27 protein-coding genes are annotated in these 25,115 nt (G+C 72.0%); 13 read left to right on the forward strand and 14 right to left on the reverse strand.

Annotated elements, in window-relative coordinates; genetic code table 11:
* Window positions 1-19: 19 nt before the first annotated feature.
* Together ABZ808_RS05435 and ABZ808_RS05440 are read right to left on the reverse strand one after the other, a co-directional pair.
* Window positions 20-1,585, reverse strand: coding sequence for an amidohydrolase (locus tag ABZ808_RS05435; RefSeq protein WP_357001252.1), 1,566 nt, complete (start codon window positions 1,583-1,585; stop codon window positions 20-22).
* A 4-nt stretch (window positions 1,586-1,589) separates the two neighbouring features.
* The gene (locus ABZ808_RS05440; RefSeq protein ID WP_357002767.1) at window positions 1,590-2,639 is read right to left on the reverse strand and encodes a zinc-binding alcohol dehydrogenase; all 1,050 of its coding nucleotides are present in this window, start codon (window positions 2,637-2,639) and stop codon (window positions 1,590-1,592) included.
* Between the two features lie 152 nt (window positions 2,640-2,791).
* Between ABZ808_RS05440 and ABZ808_RS05445 the strand changes: the two genes are divergently transcribed.
* On the forward strand, window positions 2,792-4,198 hold the full coding sequence (locus ABZ808_RS05445) for a lysine 2,3-aminomutase (protein WP_357001254.1): 1,407 nt from the start codon (window positions 2,792-2,794) through the stop codon (window positions 4,196-4,198).
* 295 nt (window positions 4,199-4,493) lie between these two features.
* Here the strand turns inward: ABZ808_RS05445 and ABZ808_RS05450 are convergent, their stop codons facing one another.
* The 3 genes from ABZ808_RS05450 to ABZ808_RS05460 all read right to left on the reverse strand — a co-directional run bounded on the left by ABZ808_RS05450 (window position 4,494) and on the right by ABZ808_RS05460 (window position 6,146).
* Complete coding sequence (locus tag ABZ808_RS05450) at window positions 4,494-5,156, reverse strand: polysaccharide deacetylase family protein (protein WP_357001256.1); 663 nt, start codon at window positions 5,154-5,156, stop codon at window positions 4,494-4,496.
* Window positions 5,157-5,534: 378 nt separating this feature from the next.
* A complete protein-coding gene (locus ABZ808_RS05455) occupies window positions 5,535-5,876 on the reverse strand; it encodes a YnfA family protein (protein WP_357001259.1) in 342 nt (113 codons plus the stop codon).
* A gap of 75 nt (window positions 5,877-5,951) precedes the next feature.
* Window positions 5,952-6,146 carry a CsbD family protein gene (locus ABZ808_RS05460; RefSeq protein WP_053661241.1) on the reverse strand — a complete coding sequence of 65 codons (195 nt, stop codon included), beginning with the start codon at window positions 6,144-6,146 and terminating at the stop codon, window positions 5,952-5,954.
* A 166-nt stretch (window positions 6,147-6,312) separates the two neighbouring features.
* Between ABZ808_RS05460 and ABZ808_RS05465 the strand changes: the two genes are divergently transcribed.
* Window positions 6,313-6,924 carry a histidine phosphatase family protein gene (locus ABZ808_RS05465; RefSeq protein WP_357001262.1) on the forward strand — a complete coding sequence of 204 codons (612 nt, stop codon included), beginning with the start codon at window positions 6,313-6,315 and terminating at the stop codon, window positions 6,922-6,924.
* Here the strand turns inward: ABZ808_RS05465 and ABZ808_RS05470 are convergent.
* The 3 genes from ABZ808_RS05470 to ABZ808_RS05480 form a co-directional block, all read right to left on the reverse strand.
* Window positions 6,854-7,360, reverse strand: coding sequence for an Lrp/AsnC family transcriptional regulator (locus ABZ808_RS05470; RefSeq protein WP_357001265.1), 507 nt, complete (start codon window positions 7,358-7,360; stop codon window positions 6,854-6,856). The two genes, ABZ808_RS05465 and ABZ808_RS05470, sit on opposite strands and share 71 nt — an antisense overlap.
* 102 nt (window positions 7,361-7,462) lie before the next feature.
* A complete protein-coding gene (locus ABZ808_RS05475) occupies window positions 7,463-8,605 on the reverse strand; it encodes an acyl-CoA dehydrogenase family protein (RefSeq protein ID WP_357001267.1) in 1,143 nt (380 codons plus the stop codon).
* A complete protein-coding gene (locus ABZ808_RS05480; RefSeq protein ID WP_357001271.1) occupies window positions 8,602-9,711 on the reverse strand; it encodes a Xaa-Pro peptidase family protein in 1,110 nt (369 codons plus the stop codon). Before ABZ808_RS05480 ends, ABZ808_RS05475 begins: the two co-directional genes overlap by 4 nt.
* 204 nt (window positions 9,712-9,915) lie before the next feature.
* On the opposite strand from ABZ808_RS05480, the gene ABZ808_RS05485 reads away from it, so the two are divergent.
* The 3 genes from ABZ808_RS05485 (at window position 9,916) to ABZ808_RS05495 (ending at window position 12,676) form a co-directional block, all read left to right on the forward strand.
* A complete protein-coding gene (locus ABZ808_RS05485) occupies window positions 9,916-11,286 on the forward strand; it encodes a glycosyl hydrolase family 18 protein (RefSeq protein WP_357001274.1) in 1,371 nt (456 codons plus the stop codon).
* Between the two features lie 176 nt (window positions 11,287-11,462).
* Window positions 11,463-11,690, forward strand: a complete 228-nt coding sequence (locus ABZ808_RS05490; RefSeq protein WP_357001278.1) for a hypothetical protein — start codon at window positions 11,463-11,465, stop codon at window positions 11,688-11,690.
* 59 nt (window positions 11,691-11,749) lie between these two features.
* The gene (locus ABZ808_RS05495; protein WP_357001281.1) at window positions 11,750-12,676 is read left to right on the forward strand and encodes a 5'-3' exonuclease; all 927 of its coding nucleotides are present in this window, start codon (window positions 11,750-11,752) and stop codon (window positions 12,674-12,676) included.
* A 116-nt stretch (window positions 12,677-12,792) separates the two neighbouring features.
* Here ABZ808_RS05495 and ABZ808_RS05500 read toward each other — a convergent pair whose 3' ends face one another.
* From ABZ808_RS05500 to ABZ808_RS05525, 6 genes are all read right to left on the reverse strand, one after another.
* The gene (locus tag ABZ808_RS05500) at window positions 12,793-13,509 is read right to left on the reverse strand and encodes an isocitrate lyase/phosphoenolpyruvate mutase family protein (protein ID WP_357001284.1); all 717 of its coding nucleotides are present in this window, start codon (window positions 13,507-13,509) and stop codon (window positions 12,793-12,795) included.
* A gap of 47 nt (window positions 13,510-13,556) precedes the next feature.
* Entirely contained in the window at window positions 13,557-13,859 is a 303-nt protein-coding gene (locus ABZ808_RS05505; protein ID WP_357001287.1) for a GNAT family N-acetyltransferase, read from the reverse strand.
* A 109-nt stretch (window positions 13,860-13,968) separates the two neighbouring features.
* Window positions 13,969-14,238, reverse strand: coding sequence for a GlsB/YeaQ/YmgE family stress response membrane protein (locus ABZ808_RS05510; protein WP_357001291.1), 270 nt, complete (start codon window positions 14,236-14,238; stop codon window positions 13,969-13,971).
* A 163-nt stretch (window positions 14,239-14,401) separates the two neighbouring features.
* Window positions 14,402-14,971: a GerMN domain-containing protein gene (locus tag ABZ808_RS05515; RefSeq protein ID WP_357001293.1), complete on the reverse strand. Its 570-nt coding sequence runs from the start codon at window positions 14,969-14,971 to the stop codon at window positions 14,402-14,404.
* On the reverse strand, window positions 14,968-16,326 hold the full coding sequence (locus ABZ808_RS05520; protein ID WP_357001295.1) for a HAMP domain-containing sensor histidine kinase: 1,359 nt from the start codon (window positions 16,324-16,326) through the stop codon (window positions 14,968-14,970). Before ABZ808_RS05520 ends, ABZ808_RS05515 begins: the two co-directional genes overlap by 4 nt.
* On the reverse strand, window positions 16,323-17,006 hold the full coding sequence (locus ABZ808_RS05525; RefSeq protein WP_357001297.1) for a response regulator transcription factor: 684 nt from the start codon (window positions 17,004-17,006) through the stop codon (window positions 16,323-16,325). The genes ABZ808_RS05520 and ABZ808_RS05525 overlap by 4 nt, the downstream gene beginning before the upstream one ends.
* A 153-nt stretch (window positions 17,007-17,159) precedes the next feature.
* Here ABZ808_RS05525 and ABZ808_RS05530 point away from each other — a divergent pair, with 153 nt between their 5' ends.
* From ABZ808_RS05530 to ABZ808_RS05565, 8 genes are all read left to right on the forward strand, one after another.
* Window positions 17,160-17,558 (forward strand): STAS domain-containing protein, encoded by a 399-nt coding sequence (locus ABZ808_RS05530; protein WP_357001300.1) that lies wholly within the window; start codon window positions 17,160-17,162, stop codon window positions 17,556-17,558.
* Window positions 17,559-17,582: 24 nt separating this feature from the next.
* Window positions 17,583-17,864: a GlsB/YeaQ/YmgE family stress response membrane protein gene (locus ABZ808_RS05535; RefSeq protein WP_357001303.1), complete on the forward strand. Its 282-nt coding sequence runs from the start codon at window positions 17,583-17,585 to the stop codon at window positions 17,862-17,864.
* A 78-nt stretch (window positions 17,865-17,942) separates the two neighbouring features.
* Window positions 17,943-18,536 carry an STAS domain-containing protein gene (locus ABZ808_RS05540; RefSeq protein WP_357001306.1) on the forward strand — a complete coding sequence of 198 codons (594 nt, stop codon included), beginning with the start codon at window positions 17,943-17,945 and terminating at the stop codon, window positions 18,534-18,536.
* 32 nt (window positions 18,537-18,568) lie between these two features.
* Window positions 18,569-18,862 (forward strand): BON domain-containing protein, encoded by a 294-nt coding sequence (locus ABZ808_RS05545; RefSeq protein ID WP_357001309.1) that lies wholly within the window; start codon window positions 18,569-18,571, stop codon window positions 18,860-18,862.
* A gap of 101 nt (window positions 18,863-18,963) precedes the next feature.
* Window positions 18,964-19,347 carry an MmcQ/YjbR family DNA-binding protein gene (locus ABZ808_RS05550; protein WP_357001312.1) on the forward strand — a complete coding sequence of 128 codons (384 nt, stop codon included), beginning with the start codon at window positions 18,964-18,966 and terminating at the stop codon, window positions 19,345-19,347.
* A gap of 241 nt (window positions 19,348-19,588) precedes the next feature.
* The gene (locus ABZ808_RS05555; RefSeq protein WP_357001314.1) at window positions 19,589-22,501 is read left to right on the forward strand and encodes a glycosyl hydrolase; all 2,913 of its coding nucleotides are present in this window, start codon (window positions 19,589-19,591) and stop codon (window positions 22,499-22,501) included.
* 465 nt (window positions 22,502-22,966) lie between these two features.
* On the forward strand, window positions 22,967-24,259 hold the full coding sequence (locus ABZ808_RS05560) for a cytochrome P450 (protein WP_357001318.1): 1,293 nt from the start codon (window positions 22,967-22,969) through the stop codon (window positions 24,257-24,259).
* A gap of 219 nt (window positions 24,260-24,478) precedes the next feature.
* Entirely contained in the window at window positions 24,479-24,958 is a 480-nt protein-coding gene (locus tag ABZ808_RS05565; RefSeq protein WP_357001321.1) for a helix-turn-helix transcriptional regulator, read from the forward strand.
* The last annotated feature ends 157 nt before the right edge of the window (window positions 24,959-25,115 follow it).

Genomic DNA, 25,115 nt, shown 5'->3' on the forward strand with positions numbered 1-25,115 from the left:
ACACCGCTCATCTGCTCGCTCACGACGACCCTTCCTCGTAGATGACCTCACCGCGCAGCACCAGACGCCGACACACCGGCAGCGGCGTCGGGTCGTCCGGCCCCCGCAGCTCCGGATCCTCCGCCAGCAGCACCGGCAGGCCCCGCTCCACACCGGCCGGCGTCGACCACACCGCGAACGTCGCCGGCGCGCCCAACGCGAGGACCCCCTCGACGTCCAGGTGCACCGCCCGCCACCCACCCCGCGTGTGCGCGGCGAACGCCGACCGCACACTCATCCGCTGCGCCGGATTGTGGTGCGCCGCCGCCGCCCGCACCGACCCCCACGGGTCCAGCGGCGTCACCGGCGAATCCGACCCGAACGCCAACGCCACACCCACCGAGTGCATCGCGCCCATCGGGTTCGACTCCAACGACCGGTCCAGACCCAGCCGCGACTCGTACATCCGGCCCGCGCCACCCCACAACCGGTCGAACGCCGGCTGCATGCTCGCCACGACCCCGTACTCCACGAACCCGGCGATCAACCGCTTACTCATGATCTCCGCGTGCTCGATGCGGTGCCGGGCAGCCCGCAGCCGCTCCACACCCACCGCCCGCGCCGCCGCCGCGAAACCCTGAAGCACCGTGTCGATCGCCGCGTCACCGATCGCGTGGAAACCGCCCTGCATGCCGTGCGCCGCGCAGTCCAACAGGTGATCGCGCACCTGCTCGGCCGACACGTACCCGTGGCCACACCCGTCACCGTCGCCGTACGGCTGCGACACGTGCGCCGTCCGCGAACCCAACGCCCCATCGGCGAACAGGTCACCCCCGGCGCCCACCGCACCCAACTCCCGGGCCCGCGCCGCGCCACCCAGCTCACCCCAGTACCCGTACACCTCCGGCAACCCACCGCCGGAGATGCCCAGCAGACCGGTGAAGTCCTCCTCGTCGGAGATCTCCGGCCCGCCGCACTCGTGCACCGCAGCGATACCCAGCGACGCCGCGTGCGCCAGCGCCACCCGCTGCGCGGCCACCCGCTGCGCCCGACTCACCGACCCCTGTGCCGCTGCCCGCACCACATGGTGCGCGTCACGCCGCAACCAGCCCGACGCGTCGTACCCGGCCGCGTCGGCCACCTGCGGGCACGCCGCCAGCAACGCCGACGACACCAACGCCGAGTGGATCGACGCCTGCGACAGGTACACCCGCCGACCACCGGCGGCCCGGTCCAGCGCCGCCGCGTCCGGCAGCGTCGCATCCGACCAGCCCGACTCGTCCCAGCCGTGCCCCAGCACCACCGCATCCGCAGGCAGACCGGCCGCGAACCCGGCCACCGCCTCCAGCAGCTGCGCCGCCGACCGCACCCCGGACAACTCCAGCCCGGACAGCGCCAACCCGGTGTCGGTGGCGTGCACGTGGGCGTCGACGAACGCCGGCGTCACCAGCGCCCCACCCAGGTCCACCACCCGGTCGGCCGGCGGCGCGTCACCGTCGGTGCCCAACCAGGCGATCCGCCCACCGGAGACCAGCAGCGCGGTCGCGCTCGGATCGGCGGGACAGTGCAGCACACCGCCGCGGTACAACGTCGAGGGGTTCGTCATGACCTCAGTCTGCCGCCACCCGCGCCGCGAACAGCTGACGCACCCCCGGCTCGGCGCGCAACAACCCCAACGCCAACTCCGCGTGCCCCGGCACGTACCCGTTGCCCACCAGCATCGTCACGTCCGCCGCCAGCCCCTCCGCGCCCAGCGCGGCGGCGGAGAAGCTCGTCGCCATCGAGAAGAAGATCACCGTGCCGCCGTCCGCGGTGGCCAACACCGCCCCGTGCTCGCAGCCCGGCACGTCCACGCACACCACTGTGACGTCCGCCGGGGCACCCAGCGCCGTGGTCACCGCCATCGACAGCCCCACCGGATCCCGGGCGTCGGCCAACGCCACCACCGAGGCCAGACCGGCGGCCGTCAGCGCATCGCGCTCCGCCGCCACCGGCACCACTCCGACGGTACGCGCCGCACCCGCGCGCCGCGCCGCCGCGAGCGACAGCGACCCACTCTTACCCGCCCCACCGATCACCGCGACCCGCACCGGCGTCTCGTCACCGGCGCGCCGACGATCCTCGACGTAGCGCGACACCACCCGCGCGGTCAGCGCGGGCGCCCCGCACACGTCCAGCACCGCCAGGGACAGCTGCGGGTCCTCGTCCTCGGGCAGCACCGCGGCGATGGAACGGGCGAACAGGATCGCCCACCCGTCGCAGGGCACCTGCTCGCTGCGCCCGTCCCAGCGGGCCAGCCCGTCGGTGACCACCAACGGCGTCAGCGTCAGCGACACCAGCGTGGCGACCCGCTGCCCGGGCTTGAGCCCCAGTGGGGAACGCCGACCAGCCTCCTCGACCGTGCCGATCAGCATGCCACCGGAGCCGGTCACCGGGTTCTGCATCTTCCCCCGGGTGGAGATGATCTCCAGAACCTCGGCGCGCACGGCGTCCCCGTCACCGCCGTGCTTCTCCGACAACTGCCGGAAGCTCGCCGCGTCCAGGTTGAGCCGCTGCACCCGGATCCGCACCTCGTTGGGCGCGATCGCCGCCGATGCGTCCAGGCGCCAGGCCGCCTGCGGCAGCACCCCCGCTGGCTCCACGACACGGTGCAGTCCCACCGGTGACGTCACGCCGACCTCCCCTGCCCAGCCGTTCGAAGCCCCGGTCAAGGCTCGCGTAACGGGAAAACTTACGGCAGACTAGTTTCTATACCGAATATTTTCCAGTAGCCTTCGGGCCCGTTGAACACCCGCGACACCGAGGAGGGGCCGTGACCCAGACCCAACCGGTTGAGACCATCCCTCAACCCCGTCACGCCCCGGTCGCCGCACCGACCGCCGGGCAGCCCTACGAATACCACCGCCGCCCCCTGGTCGAACCCGACTGGACCCGCTTCCCCGGCTGGCGACACGTCACCCGCGACCAGTGGGAATCCGCCCAGTGGCAGCGCGTCAACTGCGTCAAGAACGTCAAGCAGCTCCGCGCCGTCTTCGGCGACCTCATCGACGACAGCTTCTACACCGACCTCCAGGCCGACCAACAGGCGCTGGCCACCATGTCGATGCTCGTGCCACCCCAGATGATCAACACGATGGTGCCGTTCGCGCCCCTCACCACCGAGGCGCTGCTCGCCGACCCCATCCGCCGCTACATGATCCCGGTCGCCTCCGACCGACGCACCGACTGGCCCTCACACCCCTACGCCAGCCGCGACAGCCTGCACGAGCACGACATGTGGGTCGCCGAAGGGCTCACCCACCGCTACCCCACCAAGGTCCTGGCCGAGCTGCTCTCCACCTGCCCGCAGTACTGCGGACACTGCACCCGCATGGACCTCGTCGGCAACTCCACCCCCGCCGTCGACAAGCTCAAACTCACCCTCAAGCCCGTCGACCGCTACGACGCCCACATCAGCTACCTCAAAGCCCACCCCGGCGTCCGCGACGTCGTCGTCTCTGGCGGCGACGTGGCCAACGTCCCGTGGCGCAACCTCGAGTCGTACCTCATGCGCCTGCTGGAACTGGAGACGGTCCGCGACATCCGGCTCGCCACCAAGGCCCTGATGGGCCTCCCCCAGCACTGGCTGCAGCCCGACGTCGTCGAAGGCCTGGAGCGCGTCGCCCGCACCGCCGCCCGACGCGGCGTCAACCTCGCCATCCACACCCACGTCAACCACGCCCAGTCACTCACCCCACTGGTCGCCAAGGCCGCCCAGACCGCCCTCGACGTGGGCGTCCGCGACGTGCGCAACCAGGGCGTCCTCATGCGCGGCGTCAACGCCACCACACCCGAGCTGCTCGACCTCTGCTTCGCTCTCCAGGGCGAGGCCGGGATCCTGCCGTACTACTTCTACATGTGCGACATGATCCCCAACGCCGAACACTGGCGGGTCCCCGTCTGGCACGCCCAGCAACTCCAGCACGACATCATGGGCTACCTGCCCGGCTACGCCACCCCCCGGATCGTCTGCGACGTGCCCTTCGTCGGTAAGCGCTGGGTGCACATGCTCACCGACTACGACCGCGACCGCGGCATCTCCTACTGGACCAAGAACTACCGCACATCCATCGAGTCGGCAGACCTGGAAGCGCTCAACAAGCGCTACGCCTACTACGACCCGATCGACACCCTGCCCGACAGCGGGCAGCAGTGGTGGGCCGACCACCGCGACGACTGACCCACCACCCGCCGCCCCCGGAGATGTCGTCGCTCCTGGGGGGCGTCGGCTGCTGCGGACCGGCCTGGGCGGGATGTCGGCGAGCGTGATGTCGTGGAGACATATTGATGTCGCAGAGACATCATGCTCGTCGCGGACCCACCCCCGGCGGCGGCCGACGCCCACGACGGCTGACGCCCGACGCCGACGACGACGGCCGCCGCGCCTGCCCCCTGGCCGCCCGCAGCCGACAGCCATGAGGACCACCCCAGCCGCCACCCCACGCGCCGGTCCGATCCGGGCCGCCGCCCGGCACTCAGGCGCCGGCCAGCACCTCCGACAGCGGCGCTGGCACCAGGCCCCGCTCGCGCAACCCGGCCAGGATGTGCGGCAACGCCTCGTCGGTCATCGAGGCGTTCGCCTCCGTCACGTGCATGATCACAATCGACCCGGGGCGCGCCTTGTCGAGCACCGCGCGCACCAGCGGCTCCCAGGCCTTGGCGAACGGATCGCCGCTGACCACGTCCCCGTCGACCACCGTCAGCCCGAGCGGAGCGAGCGCGTCCAGCGCAGCCTTGTCGTGGCACAGCCCCGGGAAGCGGAAGTACCGGGTCTGCCGACCCCCGTACGGCTCGATCACCCGGAACGTCTTCGCCACGTCCTCGGTCATGCCCCTCGCCGCCACCCGGGGCAGGTCATAGCAGTTGCCGGTGAACGCCGCGTGCCCGTAGGTGTGGTTGGCCAGCTCGAAACGCGGGTTGCCGGCGATCCGCCGGGTGACCTCCGGATACCGCTCCACCCACTTGCCGGTCAGGAAGAAGGTCGCCGGAACCTGCTCCCGTTCCAGCAGGTCGAGGATGCGCAGGTTGGCGTACGACTTCACCCGCCCGCTCCGCAGGCTCTGCAGCATCCCGTCGGTCATGTCCGCGTCGAACGTCAACGCGACCCGGTTGCCGACCCGCGGCCCGTGATCGACCACCGGCGGCCTGGTCCCCGTCGGCGTAGCACCCGGGACGCCGGCCGCCGGTGGGCGCTCCGCTCCCGTGCCACCACCGGGCGACGGCGGAGGCGTGCCGCCCTCCGGTGACGGCGGGGCCGTGGTGACTGCCGCGCCAGCGCTGGGTGACGGCGGGGCCGTGGTGACCGACGGAGCGACGAAGGTTGGCGGCTGCGATGCCCTGGAGGGCGGTGCCGCGCACCCGGCGCCTCCGAGGGTGGCGGCCACCATCAGCGCGCCGAGCAGGGGACGGAGCCGAGGGCGGATCACGCCGTGGATCATGGCAGAAGTGAACGGGATTCGGTGTCCCCCGTACGCCCCGGCCGCGATGCCGGGTCAGGCCCGCGGATGTGGCAGCGACTACGCCGGGCCGCCGCGCGGCGCGTACATGATGACCGCGACGCCGAGCAGGCAGAGCGCCGCGCCTGTCACGTCCCACCGGTCCGGGCGGAAACCGTCCACCACCATCGCCCAGCCCAACGAGCCCGCCACGAACACCCCGCCGTACGCGGCCAGGATCCGACCGAAGTTCGGGTCCGGCTGGAACGTCGCGACGAAGCCGTAACACCCCAGCGCGACCACACCGGCGGCGATCCACCAGAGGCCGCGCTGCTCCCGCCAGCCCTGCCAGACCAGCCAGGCCCCACCGATCTCGGCCAGCGCGGCGAGCACGAACAACACCAGGGAACGGAGCACGGTCACTCAGCGACCCTAGCCGGAACACACGACGGGTCCCCGGGCGTGCCATCGCGCCCGGGGACCCGTGGACAACTCAGGTCACTTCGTGAAGGAGTCCTTCGCGTTGCGGCCCGCGTCCTTCATGTTCTGACCGGCCTGCTTGGCGCGCGCCTCGCTCTTCTCGCTGGCGCCCTCGCCACGCATCCGCTCGTTGTCGGTCATGTCGCCGACCCGCTCCTTCGCGGCGCCGGCCATCTGCTCAACCTTGTTCCGTGCCTTCTCGGTGAAGCTCATCGCGCCTCCTCGGTCTGGCGATTGTCCCCGTCCGCTTGCCCTCTCTCCGGGTGCCGAAACCGGTGGTGCCGGTCGGCACATCCGGTAGGGCATCCTAGGAAGATAGGTGGGATGGTGAAGCCGCAGCCGTCGGGTGCCACCGCCCCCACGATGGTTAACTTGCCGCATGGGAGAGCTCCTGCTGATCCGGCACGGCGAGACCACCTGGAGCGCCACCCGCAGACACACCTCGTACACCAATCTGGAGCTGACCCCCGACGGCGAGCGACAGGCCCGCACCCTCGCCGCGTTCCTGGCCGGCCGGCGGTTCGCCACCGTGCTGGCCAGTCCCCGCTCGCGGGCGCTGCGCACCGCGCAGCTGGCCGGGCTCACCGTCGACGCCGTCGACGAGGACCTCAGTGAGTGGAACTACGGCGAGTACGAGGGCCGCACCACCGCCGACATCCACGACGACCAGCCACACTGGAACATCTGGACCGACGGCTGCCCCGGCGGGGAGTCCCCCGCGCAGGTGGGCGCCCGGCTCGACCGGGTGCTGGCCCGGGTCACCCCGCTGCTCGACCGTGGCACCGTCGCGCTGGTCGGCCACGCGCACAGCCTGCGGGTCCTCGGCGCCCGCTGGATCGGCCTGCCCCCGTCCGCCGGCGGCCTACTGCGGCTGGACACCGCCACGGTCAGCGCGCTCGGTCACGAGCACGGTCGGCCGGTCATCCTCCGGTGGAACCAGCCGGCTCCTCCGGCACCCGGGACCGCGACCGACTCGGTGCCGCAGCGCTGATCTTCGGCGGCCGGTTCTCGTACGGGGTGGACAACACCACCGTCGTCCGTGTGGTCACGCTCGCCGACGTGCGGATCTCCTGGAGCAGCCGCTCCAGGTCGGCCGGGCTGGCCACCCGCACCAGCAGCATGTAGAAGTCCTCCCCCGCCACCGAGTAGCAGGAGTCGATCTCGGGCAGGTGGGCCAGCCGTTCGGGCGCGTCATCCGGCTGCGACGGGTCGAACGGTCGGATCGCCACGAACGCCGACAACGGCAGGTCCAGCGCCTCGAAGGAGACCCGGGCGGCGTACCCCTTGATGACCCCACGCTGCTCCAGCCGGCGCACCCGCTGGTGCACGGCGGACACCGACAGCCCCACCCTCTCGGCCAGGTCGGTGTACGACAGCCGGCCGTCAGCGGTCAGCGCGGCAACGATGGCGCGGTCGATCTCCTCCACGGCGAGCAACCTACCGGGAAAACGGCCCGGCGGCGACGAGAAACCCGCCGGGCCGGGCCGCGGCGGGTGCGGTCGACACCGCCGCACCCGCCCGCTGCCCGTTCAGCCCTTCGCCAGCGCCCGGGAGATCACCATCCGCTGGATCTGGTTGGTGCCCTCCACGATCTGCAACACCTTGGCCTCGCGCATGTACCGCTCCACCGGGTGATCGGCCACGTAACCGGCCCCGCCGAGCACCTGCACCGCGTCGGTGGTCACCCGCATCGCCATGTCGGTGGCGAAGAGCTTGGCCTTGGCGGCCTCGATCGAGTACGGCCGACCGGCGTCGCGCAGCCGGGCCGCCGCGAGGGTCAGCGCGCGGGCCGCCGAGATCTGCGTCGCCGCGTCGGCGAGCAGGAAGCCGAGCCCCTGGAAGTCGATGATGGACCGGCCGAACTGCTGACGCTCCCGGGCGTAGGAGACCGCGTAGTCCAGGGCGGCCTGGGCCAGCCCGACCGCGCAGGCCGCGATGCCCAGCCGGCCGGAGTCCAACGCCGACATCGCGATGGTGAAGCCCACCCCCTCGCCACCGACGAGCCGGTCGGCCGGGATCCGGGCGTCGTCGAAGGCGATCTGCGCCACCGGTGAGGAGCGCAGACCCATCGTCCGCTCGGCCGCCTGCGGGGTGACGCCGGCCGTGCCCGCGTCGACCAGCAGGCAGGAGATCCCCTTCGGGCCGGACCCTCCGGTGCGGCAGAACACGTTGTAGAAGTCGGCGACCCGGGCGTGGGTGATCCACGCCTTGGTGCCGGAGACGACGTACGCGTCGCCGTCACGCTCGGCCCGGGTGCTCAGCGACGCCGCGTCGGAACCGCCCTGCGGCTCGGAGAGGCAGTACGCGCCGAGCAGTTCGCCGCCGAGCATGTCCGGCAGCAGCTTGCGCTGCTCGTCGGTGCCGAACGCGGCCACCGGATAGCAGGACAGGGTGTGCACGCTCACCGCCTCGGCGACCGCGAGCCACCGGCTGGCCAGGATCTCCAGCACCTGCAGGTACACCTCGTAGGGCTGGGCGGCCCCGCCGTACTCCTCGGGGTAGGGCAGGCCGAGCAGGCCGGCCCGGCCGAGGGTGCGCAGCACGTCGCGGGGGAACTCGGCGCGCTCCTCGAAGCCGGCGGCCTTCGGCGCGAGCTCACGGTCGGCGAGCTCGGTGGCGAGGTCCAGCAGGTCGTGGGCCTCGTCGGTGGGGAGGATCCGGTCGACAGTCATAGGGCGATGAGCTCCGTGGGGGTGGTGTTGAGCCGTTGCACGCCGTCTGTTGTGCAGACGACGATGTCCTCGATGCGGGCGCCGTGTCGGCCCGCCAGGTAGATGCCCGGTTCGATGGAGAACGCCATCCCGGCCTCCAACGGCCGGTCGTTGCCGGTCACCAGGTAGGGCTCCTCGTGACCGTCCAGCCCGATGCCGTGGCCGGTGCGGTGCAGGAACGCGTGGCCGTAGCCGGCGGCGGCGATCGGCTCCCGGGCCGCGGCGTCGGCCGCCGCGCCGGTGATCCCCGGCCGCACGGCCGCCACGGCGGCGCGCTGGGCGTCGTGCAGCACCGCGTAGTAGTCCAGGAACTCGGCGGGCGCCGGACCGCCGGCGACGTAGGTGCGGGTGCAGTCCGAGCGGTAGCCCGACGGCATGGTGCCGCCGATGTCCACGACCACCGGTTCGCCGGCCCCGATCGGCCGGTCCGAGGTGCCGTGGTGTGGGCTGGCCCCGTTCGGCCCGGCGGCCACGATGACGAAGTCGACGCTGACGTGCCCGGCGGCACGGATCGCGGCGGCGATGTCGGCGGCCACCTCGGCCTCGGTGCGCCCGGGGCGCAGCCACTGCCCCATCCGCAGGTGCACCTCGTCGATCGCCGCGCCGGCCTCGGCGAGTGCCGCCACCTCCGCCGGGGACTTACGGATGCGCAGCTCGCGCAGCACCTCGCCGGCGAGGTGCTGCGCGGCGCCGTGCAGCGCCGCGCGCAGCGCGAGGACCTGCTCGGCCCACATCCGGTCGGCAAGCCCCACCGCCGCCGGCGGGCCGTCGAGGGCGGCGACGACCAGGGGGTACGGGTCGACGCCGTCGGGGTGGTCGACGATGCGGATGCCGGTGGCCGGCGCCGCCTCCGCGGCCGGACGTTCCAGTGTCGGCACGATGAGCGTGGGCTCCCCCTCGGCGGGCAGCACCAGGCAGGTGAGCCGCTCCCCCGCGTGGGCGTCGTAGCCGGTCAGGTAGCGCAGGTCGGAGCCGGGGGTGAGCAGCAGCGCGTCCAGACCGGCGGCGGCGGTGGCGCGCTGCGCGGCGATCAGCCGGTCTGAGGGGTACAACTCGTCGGTTCCCACCCTGTCAGCTTAACGGTCGTTTGGGCATCCTCCGAAGCCGCGCCCGCCGTCGGCGAGAAATCCACAGTTGTTGATTGACTCTGACAGTTAACACTCTTTAAGATTTGGCTGCCTCGAGGCCCACCCGTCCCTGCGTTCTCGCACCTCCCGCCCGTGACAACCCTGCACGGGCGGGCGTCGTCCCCCGCCACGGGAAGGCCTCCGATGTCCTCACCACTGCGCCGCGCCCTCGCCGCCAGCCTGCTCGCACTGGCCACGGCCGGCGCGACCCTCGCCGTCACTCCCACCGCCGCCCAGGCCGTGGTGCTGCCGAACAACTTCAAGAGCGTCGGCTACATGCCCTCCTGGGCCGGCAACGTCAACACCGTCCAGTACAACAAGCTCACCCACATCAACTACGCGTTCGTGCTGCCCAACAACGACGGCAGCCTGCGCCCGGTGGAGAACCCGAGCAAGCTCTCCTCGCTGGTCTCCCTCGCACACGCCAACAACGTCAGGGTGTCGATCGCGGTCGGCGGCTGGAACGACGGCAACGACTCGGCCTTCGAGGCCCTCGCGGCCAACTCCGGCAGCCGGACCGCCTTCGTCAACAACCTGGTCAACTTCGTCAACCAGTACAACCTCGACGGCGTCGACATGGACTGGGAGTACCCCGACCCGGGCGCCTCGGCCAACAACTACACCCAGCTCATGACCCAGCTCGGCAGCGCGATGCACAGTCGCGGCAAGCTGCTCACCGCCGCCGTGGTCTCCGAGGGCACCTACGTCCAGGGCGTACCCACGGCCGTCTTCAACCAGGTCGACTGGCTCAACATCATGGCGTACGACGGCGGCAGCCCGCACGCCAACTACGACTGGTCGATCGCCAGCATCAACCTGTGGAAGTCCCGTGGCCTGCCGGCCAGCAAGGCGGTGCTCGGCATCCCGTTCTACAGCCGCCCCGGCTACTACACGTACTCGGCACTGGTCGGCATGGACCCGGCCAACGCCAACCGGGACTGCGTCACCGTCGGCGGCGCCCAGCAGTGCTACAACGGCATCCCGACGGTCAAGCGCAAGACGCAGTGGGCGCTCGCCAACGCCGGCGGCGTGATGAACTGGGAGCTGTCGCAGGACACCGCCGGCTCGACCTCGCTGGTCAGCGCCATGTACGACACCATCATGGGCGGCACCACCCCGCCCCCGACCGGTCGTACCGGCCGGATCACCGGCATCGGCGGCAAGTGCGTCGACGTGGCCTCCGCGAGCACCGCCAACGGCGCCGCCATCCAGCTCTGGGGCTGCAACGGCACCAACGCGCAGACGTGGACCGTCGCCAGCGACAGCACCCTGCGGGCCCTCGGCAAGTGCGCCGACATCACCAGCGGCTCCACCGCCAACGGCGCCAAGGTCCAGCTCTGGGACTGCAACGGCACCGGCGCCCAGGTGTGGCAGGCGCAGTCCAACGGCACGCTGCGCAACCCGCAGTCCAACAAGTGCCTGGACGCCACCGACAACAGCTCCGCCGACGGCACCCGGTTGCAGATCTGGGACTGCTTCGCCAGCACCAACCAGCGCTGGACCCTCCCGGCCTGACGGTGTGACCCCGCGGTCCCCGGTCGACGCCCAGCGTCGGCCGGGGACGCCGCAGGCAGCCGGGCGAAGGGGTCGGCGTCCGGCCCGCCCGCACGGTGGTTTCCTGGCCGGATGGCAGCGGGGGCCCTAGCCTGGATTCGGGCGGCCCGCGCGGGTAGCCCGACCGGGAGGTCCACGTGGCACCGAGCGACACGAACCGGACGGCGACCCGCCGTCGCCGGCAACTGTGGGCCGGAGTGCTCGCGCTCGTCGGCCTGGTCCTGCTCGTCATCGGGCTCACCGTGGCCGACGGCGTCGCGGCCTGGATCGAGGTGGTGGTCGCCATCCTGCTGCTGGTGACCAGCTACGTCGTTCAGCACCTGGCCCGGCGGGAGACCGTCTACCAGGACGACGAGCAGCGCTGACGCCACGGGCCGGCCGGGCGTACCCCTGATCGTCGGAGGGGTGTGCCAGGCTGTCCGGCGTGGCACATCGACCCCCGATCCTGCTGATCGACGCAGCCAGCCTCTACTTCCGGGCCTACTTCGGCGTTCCGGAGTCCGCCGCCCGCACCGAGGACGGCACTCCCGTCAACGCCGTCCGCGGCTTCCTCGACATGCTCGCCACCCTGATCCGCGGGCGCGGCGCCGACCGGATGGTCTGCGCCCTGGACTACGACTGGCGGCCGGCGTGGCGGGTCGAGTTGCTGCCGTCGTACAAGGCGCACCGGGTTGCCCCGCAGGGCGGCGAGGTCGTTCCGGACACGCTCTCCCCGCAGGTCCCGATGATCCTGGAGGTGCTGGCCGCGGTCGGCATCACCGCCGTCGGCGCGACCGGCTACGAGGCCGACGACGTGCTCGGCACGCTCTCGGTGACCCAGCCGGGCCCGGTCGAGGTGGTCTCCGGCGACCGGGACCTGTTTCAGCTCATCGACGACACCCGACCGGTCCGACTGCTCTACGTCGGGCGCGGCGTCGCCAAGCTCGACGACTGCGACGACGCCGCGGTGCGCGCCCGCTACGGCGTGCCGGCCGACCGGTACGCCGACTTCGCCGCGCTGCGCGGTGACCCCAGCGACGGGCTGCCCGGTGTGCCAGGCGTCGGCGAGAAGACCGCCGCGCGGCTCATCGAGCGGTACGGCTCCATCGCCGGCATCCTGGCCGCGCTGGACGACTCCGACTCGTCCTTCGCTCCGGGCCTGCGCACCAAGCTGGCCGCCGCCCGCGACTACCTGGCCGTCGCGCCGACGGTGGTCCGGGTCGCCCTGGACGTGCCGTTGCCAGAACTGCCCACCGCCCTGCCGACCGCTCCCGTCGATCCGGACCGGCTCCTCGACCTGGCCGGTCAGTGGAACCTGGCCGGATCGACCCGCCGCCTCGTGGACGCCCTCGCCGCCCGCGCCGACGCCTGACACCGGCTCGGCGCTGGCCGCGCCCCTCGTGGCGGGCGGATATCAGCCGGGGCCGCTGGCCGCGCAGGCGTCAGCCGTGCGCAGCCCGCGACCGCCGGCCATGCTCCGGGCCAGCATCAGCCGCGCAGGCTGGCGGCGCGGTCACCGACCGCGCCCATGGCGTACCGCTGCATCCCGGGGCCGAAGGTGATGCGGGTGGCGCCCAGCCGCGCCAGCTCCGCCACGGAGTCCCTGGTCGGTTCGGCGGCCATGTTGATGGGGCCGGTGATGCCCTCCCGCAGCACCGGGAGCACCTCGGTCGGCGCCAGGATCGGATAGACGCAGTCGGCGCCGGCCGCCACGTAGAGCTGGGCGCGGGCCACGGCGTCCGCCGGGTCACCCGTGCCGACCAGGAACGTGTCGACGCGCGCGTTGATGACGAGCGCGTCACCCGCCGCCGCCCGCACCTCGGCCAGCCAGTCCGCGTGCCGCCGCGGGTCCCTGAGCGTGGCGTGCCCGTCGGAGTCCTCCAGGTTGCAGCCGACCGCACCGGTCTCCAGGAGCCGCTCGACCAACTCGGCGGGGGCGAGCCCGTAACCGCCCTCGACGTCTGCGGAGACCGGCACGGAGACGGCCCGGACGATCCGCGCCACCGCGGCGAACATCTCGTCCGGCGGTGTCGCGCCATCCTCGTACCCGAGGGAGGCGGCGATCCCCGCGCTCGGGGTCGCGAGCGCGGGGAAACCGGCGTCGGCGAACACCCGGGCGCTGCCGGCGTCCCACGGCCCGGGCAGGACGAGCGGGTCACCGGCGGCGCGGCCGTGATGCAGGGCACGGAAGGTGGAGGCTGTCATCGTTCACGTCTCCCGACGGGTGCGCAGGGCGATGGGACGGGCCGCCCCTATTTGACCTTGCGGGTCGACCGGACCACGATGCCCTCGTACTCCGGGTGCTTGACCAGCCACTCGGCGATGAACGGGCAGATCGGCACGACCGTGCGCCCCTTGGCCCGGGCGTCGTCCAGCACCGCGCGGGCCAGCGTCGACCCGACACCCCGGCCCTCGAACGCCGGATCGACCTCGGTGTGGGTGTAGGCGATGATGGCGCCGGTCAGCTGATAGGTGACGAACCCTGCGACCGTGCCGGCCTCGTCGCGCGCCTCGAACCGCTCCCGCGTCGGCGCCTCTGTCACGGTGAACTGCACCGGACCATCCAACCACAGCACGTTCTCGGCACCCGTTTGTCCGTCGGCCCGCCACCGCGGACAGGCGAGCCCACCCTTGTCGAAGGGTGGGCTCGCCTGTGAAGACTCGTCAGTGGCGTCGGCGGCCGTACGTGCCAGCGACGATGGACACGCCGATCGCCGCGAAGACGACCTGGATGAACAGTTCGATCCAGTCGATGCCGGCGGTGTCGTCGACGCCGAACACACCAGCCACGAGGGTGCCGAGAATCGCGGCGAGCACACCGATGGCCAGGGTGAGCCAGATCGGGATGCTCTGCTTGCCCGGCACCACCAGCCGGCCGAGGGCCCCGATGATCAGACCGATGATGATGGCGGCGAAGAAGCCCGTAACCTCCACGGGAACCTTCCTTCCTCAGTTGTGTCGACCGTGAGTCGCTGTCGTCAGCGACGCATTCGTGCCCCTGGTGGGGCACCCCCGAAACCGCTGATCGGCTCAGAAGCCTGTTTGTCACGCAACTGTCATGAACCGTGCGACCGCGCCGCACGGTAGGCGGCCGAGGTCATTGCGGGACGATGAGTGGGGCGAAGTCGGCGCGGGTGAGCGGTTGTTCGGTCAGCGAGCCGTCGGCGCGGGGCACGCCGAGGGGCTTGCCGTCGCGCAGGAACGTGACGGTGGCGACGTCGTCACGACTGGTCAGGGTGCAGACGATCTGCCCGAAGGCGAGGACCTCGTCGCTGCGGCCGACGTCGTGGCCGGGTTCGTCGACCGCGACGTGAGCTTGGGCGCCGTTCACCGTCGCACCGGCTGCGGTGACCGCTCCCGCGAGCGCGCTGGTCAGGTCGTCGTCCCGCTCGACTGTGGTGGGCCCGGCGAGCAGGTGCCGCAGGTGCTCCTCGACCGTCGGCGGGCGGTCCACGCGCCGGATGACGGGGACGATGCGGTTGTCGCGGACCAGGCAGAGGATCTCCACGGCGCTGCCGGGCGGGGCGGTGGTGGCATCGGTGGGTGCCGCCGTGCTGAGGAACGGCCCGCGCGGGGGGCGCACCGGCCGGGCCGCGTCGTCGGTGGGGATGCCGCAGCCGGTCAGCAGCGCGGTGAGCGTCAACGTGACGACCAGACGGCGGTTCATGGCAGGCTCCCGGCCAGGGTGACCCGGAAGCAGGCGCCCCCGCCGGGCCGGTCGGTGAGGGTGACGCGTCCAGCGTGCGCGGCGGCGTGCTGGGCGACCAGCGCGAGCCCGAGCCCGGTGCCGTCCCCGGTGCCACGGGTGTGCGCGGCACGCCCCCGCACGAACCGGTCGAAGATCGCCTCGCGGTCCTCGACCGGCACTCCCGGGCCGTCGTCCTCGACCTCGATGACACCGGCGCTGCCGTCGCGGCTCAACCGGACGGTCACCGGACCGCCCCCGTAGGTCGCCGCGTTCTCGAGCAGGTTCGCCAGGATCTGGGCGACCCGCCGCCGCTCCACCTGCCACGTGGCCGGCACGTCGGGGGTGAGGTGGACCAGGGTGGCGGGCAGGTCGAGGGCGTGGCAGGCGTCCCGGGCCAACTCCACCACGTCCACGGGGGCCCGGTGGGCGGGCTGGTCGCTGCGGGCCAGGTCGATCAGGTCGTTGACGAGCCGCTGGAAACGATCGATCTCGGCGGCGACGAGCCCGGCGGCGACAGCCGTCCGTTCGTCCTGGTGTTCGCGGCGACGCGCCAGGACGCTGGCCGCCGCGGCCAGGGTCTGCAGCGGTGAGCGCAGCTCGTGGCTGACGTCGGCGGCGAAGCGGCGGTCCCGCTCGATGCGGTGCTCAAGGCGGTCGACCATCTGGTTGAACGACGACGACAGGCGAGTCAGGTCGAGGTCGGTGGCCGGGTCGAGGCGGGCGGTGAAGTCACCGGCGGCGATCTTCTCGGCGGCGTCGGCGACCGCCGTCAGCGGACGCAGCCCGTGCCGGGTGGCGTACCAGCCGAGCGCGGCGCCGGAACCCGCGACCATGATCGCGACGGTGGTCAGCGCCAGCGCCAGAACCTGGAACGTCTGCTCCAGCTCACGCAGGGAGTTGACCTCGAAATACGTCGACGTCGCCGACAGCGGCACCCCGACCACGAGGGCGGGCTGGCCGTCCAGGCGTACGCGCTGCAACGCCGGCTGCCCGGCGGCGACGATCCGCCGCAGGTCGGCGGGGATGGCGGTGGTGGTGCCCGAGTCGACGGTGCGGGCGTACCACTCGCCGTCCAGGTGCAGCACGGGCCGCCGGCCGCCGCCGGTGTCCAGCGAACGGAGCACCTCCACCACGTCGGGGGTGCCCGTGTCGAGCCCGGCGCGCACGACGGTGGCGTCGAAGTAGGCGGCGCGCAGGGCTGTGCGCTCCCGCTCCTCCAGCAGCGAACGGCGGACCAGCTCGTACGAGACGAGGGCCATCGACGCGGCCAGCAGGAACGCGCCGACGGCGAACGCGGCGGTGACCCGGGTACGGAGGCCGAGGCGGAGTCTCATCGCTGCAGCTTGTAGCCCATACCCCGCAGGGTGACCAGGTGTCGGGGTGTCGCCGGATCCAGTTCGATCTTTTGCCGCAGCCGACCCACGTGCACGTCGACCAGCCGCTCGTCACCCAGGTCGTACCCCCAGACCCGTTGCAGCAACTGCTGGCGGGACAGCACCCGGCCGGCGTGCTCGGCGAGCTCGCACAGCAGCCGGAACTCGGTGCGGGTCACCGGCACGGGCTGGCCGGCCCGGCGGACCTCCCCCGCGTCGGGGCTGATCTCCAGGTCACCGAAGGCGAGCACGGGCAACGGTTCCGGTTCCGCGACGCCGGCACGGGCGCGGCGGCGCAGGGCGCGCAGCCGAGCGGTCAACTCCTTGATCGCCACCGGCTTGACCACGTAGTCGTCGGCGCCGGCTTCGAGTGCGGCCACGATGTCGTGGGTCTCGTCGCGGGCGCTGACCACCACGATCGGCACGTCGTCGTCGCGGCGCAACTGCCGGATGCACTCGAAACCGTCGAGGCCCGGCAGCATCAGGTCGACCAGCACGTAGTCGGCTGGATCGCGGCGCTGGGCGCGCAGGCCCTCCTCGGCCGTGGCCGCGCCGACGGCGTCGTACCCCTCCTCTTCCAGCGCGAGCAGCAGCGCCAGGCGGATGCGGTCGTCATCCTCGATCACCAGTACGGCCGTCATACCGGCATCATCCCCAGGCCGCACGCCACAGGGCCAACCCCGTCCGCCGGCTGGCGGATTTGTCACGCAACTGTCATGGATCCGCGCGGTGATCGCCAAGCCGGCCCGGCACGGTCGTGGAAGACCAGGTCCGCGAGGGGAAGGGGTACGCCCATGACAGAGTCACCGGCACCGCCGTCGTGGACACTGCCGCTGGTCGAGGTGTGTATCAGCGAGTTCGACCGGGCCGGTCTGCCGGAGACCGGCACCGTGTTCGACCGGCTGCTGGCCCTGCGACCCGCACACGTCGTGGTGGACCTGTCGCGGTGCCGGCACATCGACGCCGCCGCCATCGGGCTGCTGCTCGACGTGCACCGGCGGTTGGTCCGCGCCGACGGGGTCCTCACCGTCCGCAACCCGAACCCCCGCATCCGGCGCATCCTGCACACGGCCCGCCTCGACCAGGTCCTGCCGATCGTCATCGATGCCGAGGCCGGCGGCGGCGGCGAACCCGTACCGGCCGCGCCGTCGCCGATCGCGCACGGCCGGGCATCGGTAACCGCGCGTCACTAACCGCCAACCGCGACAGGAGGCAACGTGAGCATCAGTGGATTGGTCAGCGCCGTCGTCGTCGGCGTCGTCGTCGGGCCTCTCGGTCGGCGTGTCGTGCCCGGCCCGCACAGCGTCCCGCTCTGGGTCGCCCTGACCGTCGGCGTCGTCGCCGCGCTGATCGGCTCCACCGCCGCGCGGCTCGCCGGCGTCACCGCTCAGGGGTTCGGCTTCCTGGAAGTGCTCCTGCAGATCTGCGTGGCCGGCGTCGGCGTGGTCCTCGTCGTGGCCACCACCGGTCGCACCGCCCCACCGACGCCAGAGCCCTGACGCACGGGATTCGCACCACCGATTCAGCCCGCACCGAGGTCGTCCGCGGCCGGGCACGGACGTAGGAAGGACAGCGCCATGACCGTCGTCCCCGACGACGACCTGATGACCCTGATCTGCGACATCTGCGGTGACTCCCTCCGGGCCACCGCGTGCGTGCTGCCCGACGCGGAGGTCGTCTGGACGTTGGTGTCCGAGCACGGCTGGAGTGGATCTCCCTTCGCGACCGGTCCACACCGCTGCCCCCACTGCAGCCTGCTGCCGACCTCGCGTGGTGGGACGACGGCGTGCGGCGACCACGGCCCGGGCGGCATCCTCGGTATCGACCATCTCGACGACGTGACAGTCGTGGCGGCCACCGGGGACATCGATCTGGCCGCCGGGGACACCCTGCGTTCGGCCCTGCGCCACGCGGCCGAGATGGGTGGACACGTCGTGGTCGACCTGAGCCGCGTGCACCTCATCGACTCCACCGGCCTCGGCCTGCTCGTGCGCGCCCACCAGGACGCCCGCGGCCGTGGCGCCACGCTCAGCCTCGCCGCGCCGTCGCGGTTCATTCGCACCGTCCTGCACACCATGCGCCTGGACGGTGCTCTGCCGATCTTCGAGAGTCGTGATGACGCGCTCGCCCACCTGTCGCAGGGCGCGTCCGTGTCGGGCACCCGCGCCTGATCAGGGCCTATCCACCAGCAAGGAGCTCTCTCGTGCACACGCCATGGCCGCTGCCCGACGACAACGGGTTCGCCGCCGGTCCGCCCGAGCCGGACAGCACGGACCGGCATCTCGAGGCGTTGGTCGCGCAGCGGCTGAGCATCGACTCGACCACGCGGCGGCAACAGATCAGCATCGCCGTGCAGAACCGGGTGGTCATCCTGTCCGGGTTGGTGAGCGACGCGAACGCCCGCCAGGTCGCCGCGGACCTCGCCTGGGACGTGCCGGGAGTCTTCGACGTCTGCAACACAATGCGGCTCGGCGACCAGCGTCGCACCCGTCGTTGACCGAGGCGGGCCGTCGTCGCCGCTTCGCACCGACCGGTGACCGCAGCGCGTGGGCGCGTAGCCTCGGCACATGCGGATCGCGCGCGCGGTGAGGGGGCACGGTGGCTGACGCGGACGACGTACGCCGCCTGGCGCTGGCCCTGCCGCAGGTGGTGGAGATCGCCAGTGACGGCTTCGACTTCCGGGTGGCCGACAAGGGGTTCGTCTGGTCCTATCCGGAGCGTCGGGCGGGGAAGCCACGCCTGATCCGCACCGACGTCGCCGTGCTGTACGTCGGCGACGAGGCCGAGAAGCAGGCGCTGCTGCTCGGCGAGCCCGACCTCTTCTTCACCGCGCCGGGTTATGAGGGACTGCCCCTGGTGCTGCTGCGCCTGCCCGAGGTCGACGTCGAACGCCTCGACGAGCTGGTGACCGACGCGTGGCGGATGCGCGCGCCGGACACGCTCCTCGCCGACCTCGACGATCCCGCCGCGCTCCCGGGGTAGCGGACCCCGCCGATGGCGGGGACGCGACCAGCGGCGACAGAGGGTGCGACCGGCGGTGGCGAGGGGTGCGCCCGGCGGCGGCAAATCGCGACATGAGTACGCAACCCGCCTGACACATTGACGCGGATCTCGGCGTTCGATTACCGTGCGGACTGAGAGAGCGCTCTCTCAGTCGACCTTCTCCTCAATTCAGACGCAACGCGCCGCGTCCGGCACGGACCCGGCGTGCGATGGAGGCACCATGAAACCTCCCGTCCCCCACCGCCGATGGGTCCTGGCCGCTACCACGGCCCTGGTCCTGGCCGTCGGCGGCCTCACGATCCCCCTCACGCGCGCCGCCGAGGCCGCCCCCGTCGGCGCCGGCAGCTACACCACCACCCCGGTCGGCCCGCTCCCCACCGGCTGCGGCGCGATGTCCAGCAACCCTCGGCAGTTCGCCACCGCCAACGCGCCCGGCGGCGCCATACCCACCAACGACTGGTGGTCCTCGCTGCTGTGGAAGCGCACCGACTGCGCCTTCAGCGAGCCCCTGCACGCCCACCCGATCTCGTACGACACGTTCACCGACGGGCTCGGGTTCTCCGCCAACTCCACCCCCGCCATCAGCGGCACCGCCACCGGCGTCGGCGAGTTCCACTTCCCGTACGTCCAGGACATCCGGGTCGGTGTCGCCGGGCTCGGCGCGCCCCAGGTCAAGGTCGACGGCTGGACCGACTGGACGGTCAGCCCACACTGGAGCGACGGCACCCGCACCCTGCGGGCCACCATCGGTCACGGCCTGCCGTTCGCGTACTTCCAGAGCACCGGCGGGGACGCGGTGATCAGCACGAGCGGCAACCCCGAGGTCTGGTCCAACAGCGGCACCACCGTCGGATTCCGGGTCAACGGCCACGACTACGTGGGGTACGCCCCCAGCGGCGCGAGCTGGAGCGTCGGCTCGGGCCGGATCTCGTCAACCCTTGCCGGTCGCGGGTACTTCTCGGTGGCCCTGCTGCCGCCGACCTCCAGCGCGTCGGAGCGCGCCGACCTGGCCGCGACCTACGGCCGGTACGCGCACGCCCACGTCACCGGAACCACCGTCTCGTACGCCTACGACCCGGCGACCAGCGGGCTGAACACCACGTACGCGTTCACCACCACCGCCCGGGAGGGCAGCGCCACGCAGACGGTGGTCAGCCTCTACCCGCACCAGTGGAAGTCGCTGGCCGGCTCCACCCCAATCACCCCCACCTACCCGTCCGCGCGGGGCCGGATGAAGGTGCTCACCGGCGTCAACCAGTTCCGCACCGCCATGAAGTTCCAGGGCGTACTGCCGGAGTTGCCGGCCGTCGCCGACGGCAGCGGCGCCGACCTGGCGACGCTCACCGGCCACCTGGCCGCCGCTCGCGGGAACCCGATGGACCAGCGCGGCAACGACACCTACTGGACCGGCAAAGGGCTCGGCCGGGCTGCCCGGCTGGCCGAGGTCGCCGACCTGGTCAACGACACGGCCACCCGCGACAGCGCGCTGAACGCCATCCGCAGCACGCTCACCGACTGGTTCACCGCGTCCAGTGGCAAGACCAGCAGGGTCTTCTACTACGACAGCAACTGGGGCACCCTGATCGGCTACCCGGCGTCGTACGGCTCGGACCAGGAGCTCAACGACCACCACTTCCACTACGGCTACTACATCGCCGCCGCCGCGACGCTTGCCAAGTTCGACCCGTCGTGGGCCTCCCCCAACCGCTACGGCGGCATGGTGGACCTGCTGATCCGCGATGGCAACAACTACCGGCGCGACGACACCCGCTTCCCCTACCTGCGGGACTTCGACATCTACGCCGGCCACGACTGGGCCTCCGGGCACGGCTCGTTCGGCTCCGGCAACAACCAGGAGTCCTCGTCGGAGGGGATGAACTTCGCCAACGCCCTCATCCAGTGGGGACAGGCCACCGGCAACACCGACGTCCGTGACGCCGGCATCTTCCTCTACACCACGCAGGCCGCGGCCATCCAGGAGTACTGGTTCGACGTCAGCGACCAGAACTTCCCCGCCGCCTTCGGGCACTCGACGGTCGGCATGGTCTGGGGCGACGGCGGCGCGTACGCCACCTGGTTCAGCGCCGAGCCGGAGATGATCCAGGGCATCAACCTGCTGCCGATCACCGGTGGGCACCTCTACCTGGGCAACAACCCGGCGTACGTCCGCACCAACTACGCCGAGTTGGTCCGCAACAACGGCGGGCCACCGACGGTGTGGCAGGACATCCTCTGGCAGTTCCAGGCCCTCGGCGACGGTGACGCGGCGCTGGCGAACCTGCGCGCGAACCCCGGCTACACGGTCGAGGAGGGGGAGAGCCGGGCGCACACGTTCCACTGGATCCGCAACCTCGCGGCGCTGGGCACCGTCGACACGGCGGTCACCGCCAACCATCCCCTGAGCGCGGTCTTCTCCCGCAACGGCTCGCGCACCTACGTGGCGTCGAACCCGACCGCGAGCCCGATCACCGTCACGTTCTCCAACGGCACCCGGCTCACCGTGGCGGCCGGAAAGACGGCCACCACCGGGGCGTACACCTGGAGCGGTGGCAACGCCTCCGGCGGCGTCACCCCGACCACGCCGCCCACCACCGCCCCGCCGACCACGGCTCCGCCCACCACCGCCCCGCCGACGACGCCTCCCCCGACCACGCCGCCGCCGACCTCGGGCTCGCCCACGCGGTACCTGCTGGCCGGTGGCGGGCTGGGCGCCGCCGGGAGCGCGGCCACGACGACGGTCGTGGCGGCCAACGGAAACCACGACGGTACGCCGACCAACGCGCGGGTCTTCACGGCGACCGGCCTCAACCTCGCCTACTCCGGCGGGCAGACCGCGTTCGACCTGTTCCTGGACGCGGGCACGGCGGTCGGCAACGGCGTACAGGTGCGGATCTCCTACGACCTGACCGGCAACGGCAGCTGGGAACGGGTGGAGACGCTGCGCTACTTCGCCACCGACCCGGTTCCCGGCTACGAGCACTACACCCAGAACGCCGGCCTGGCCTCGGCCACCGGCACGTTGGGCGCGCTGGTCAACGGCACGGTGCGGGTGGAGGTCTGGTCGGCGATCGGCAACAACCCCACCACCCTGGGCATCGGCAACCAGTCGGTGCTCCGGCTCCCGTACTCCTGAGCACGGGCCCGGGTCGCCGTCGGTCGAGGTACGGCCGGCGGCGACCCGGGGCCGCACGGTGATCGTGGTCGTGAGGGGCGCGTCACCCTGTCGTACCGGAGATCGTTTGCCGGTCGTGGGGGTGGCGCGCTCGGTCATTGGCGCGCGGTCCGACGGGGAGGACCCACATTGCGTCGGGGAGGGAACGATCGTGGCCGGAAAACGCTCGGGGCACCGGATGGAAAGGCAGCCGTGCGCGGACCGGCAACGTCCCGGGCGCAACTTGCATCCGGCGGCGATTGGCGACGCTTTTGCAAGGCGCAACGGCGGTGCACATTAATAGATGGCCGCCTATCTTGACTTGTGCATCGAGCTGACGCACCGTGAAGAGCAACAGGCGGCGGAACGCCATTGTCGACCCCGATCTGACGTCGCTCGGAAAATGGCGTCGTCGTCGATTTCACGCCGTGCGTCAGGAGGCGTTCCATGCGGTTGAATCCGTTCGGCGGAATCTATCTCACCGACCCGGCCGCGATGTGGCGGCGCATTCTCGACGACCCGGACGGGGTGCAGCACGCCGAGGATCTGGGTCTGTGGTTGATCAGCCGGCACGCGCACGTGCGGCGTGCCCTCTCCGACCCGGCGACGTTCGGCAACTCCCTCACCCTCGCACCGGTCTACGAGGTCTGCCCGGAGGCGCTGAGCGTGATCATGCGGCTCGACGTGCCGCCCACCACGGTCGCCGCCGACCCGCCCGTCCATCCCCGCACCCGCCGCGCCCTGCGGGCGACCTTCGCGAACACCCCGGACCGGGTCGAGGCCGCGTACGGCGCGATCGTCCGTCGCCGCGTCGACCAACTGGTGTCCCGGCTCGCCGCCCGATCCGGCCAGCGGGTCGATCTCGTTCGGGAGTTCACCAGCGAGCTTCCCCTGCTGGTCGTGCTGGACATCCTCGGGGTGCCCGACACCGACGTCGATCGGATCCGGAACTGGGCGGACGGCCAGATCGCCCTCATCTGGGGGCAGCCGGACCCGGTCGAGCAGGTCCGCCTGGCGCGGGGTCTGCTGGAGTTCTGGCACTACTGCCAGGACCTGGTGCGGCAGCGGCTCGACAGTGGGCGCGACGGTGACGACTACATCTGTCGAGCGCTGGCCTACCGCGACGACGATGACGAGGTGCTGACGGTGACCGAGGTGGCGAGCATCGCCTTCAACCTCCTGGTCGCCGGCCACGAGACGACCGCCGGCCTGCTCGCCCACGCCCTGGACCAGGCGCTGTCCCAACCGCACCGGTGGCGGGAGATGGCCGCCGACCCGCGCTGCGTCCCCGCGTTCGTGGCCGAGACGCTGCGGTTCGCGCCTGCCATCGACGGCTGGCTGCGGGTGACCCAGCGCGACGTCACCCTGGGCGAGGTCACCATCCCGGCGGGGGCGCGCTGTCTGCTGCTGATCGGGGCGGCGAACCGGGACCCCTCGGTCTTCGCCCACCCGGACCGGTTCGACCCGCATCGCACCGACGTGGCCGATCAGCTGTCGTTCGGCCACGGGCCGCATTTCTGCATCGGCGCCGCATTGGCGCGACTGGAGGCCGACGTCGCCCTCACCGGCCTCGCGGCGGCCATTCCCGGCCTTCGACTGACGCCCGGATATCGCCGTTCCTTCAAGCCCAATGTCGCGTTTCGCGCACACCACGCGTTGCCCGCGACAATCGATGTCACGACGCCGGCCGACGGCCCGACGGCGCCACCGGCCGCACCCGCCGAGGCGCACGCCGCCTGAGCGCGCGGCGCGAACTGGGGCCGGCCGGGGCGGGTCGGCGCACCGCTCGGGGGCGACCCGAGCGCACCCGTTCGCACATTGCGCGACGATCCATGTCGGTGAACGTCTTCACACCCATCGGGTCCTGGGTTAAGAATTGCCCCCTACGAATCTACCGTCCATCGGCCGATCTCGATCTGACACCCAATGCTGATTCACGGGTGCCACGAAGGTGAGCGCATGGAGCACACGCCCCCGCAGGACGCCGCTCACGCCGCCGCCAGCCACCGGTTCCGGTGGGAACTGCGCAGCTGTCGGGTGCGACGGGGCCTGACCCAGCGGGCCCTGGCGGATCTCGTGCGATTCAGCCGGGAAACGGTCGCGGCGGTGGAGTCGGGTCGCCGCTTCGGCAGTCACGAGTTCGCGGTCCGCTGCGACGACGTCCTCGACACCGGCGGCCGACTGGCGGCGCTGTGGCCGCAGGTCGCCGCCGAGCAGTTGGCGGCCGACGGCCGACGAGGCCCCCGGTCCCCGGAGCCGGCGCGGCTGGATCCACCGGTGCCGCGCCAGCGCGGTCGACGCGACGCGCGCGACCCGGGCGCCGTCGTGGACGCCATCGACGAGTTGCGGGAGCTGATCGGCCAGGTGCTCAACGGCCAACCCGAGGCCGACGATCCGGCAACCCGCCGCGCGCTCGACCCCCTCGACGACCAGCGCTGAGTGCGTGATCGCACGACCGACGCGGGGAGCGACCGGCCGCTGACTCTGGGTACAGATGCTGGTACGGGCAGTTTGTACCACCGCCAGGTATGGCCTCAGGGCGCGGGTTCCGGCGGAATGGGACTTGCATTCGGCAAGGTGCGAATAGACCGTCGTC

This window comes from Micromonospora sp. NPDC047527 (genome assembly GCF_040643015.1).
Classification (GTDB): Bacteria; Actinomycetota; Actinomycetes; order Mycobacteriales; family Micromonosporaceae; genus Micromonospora.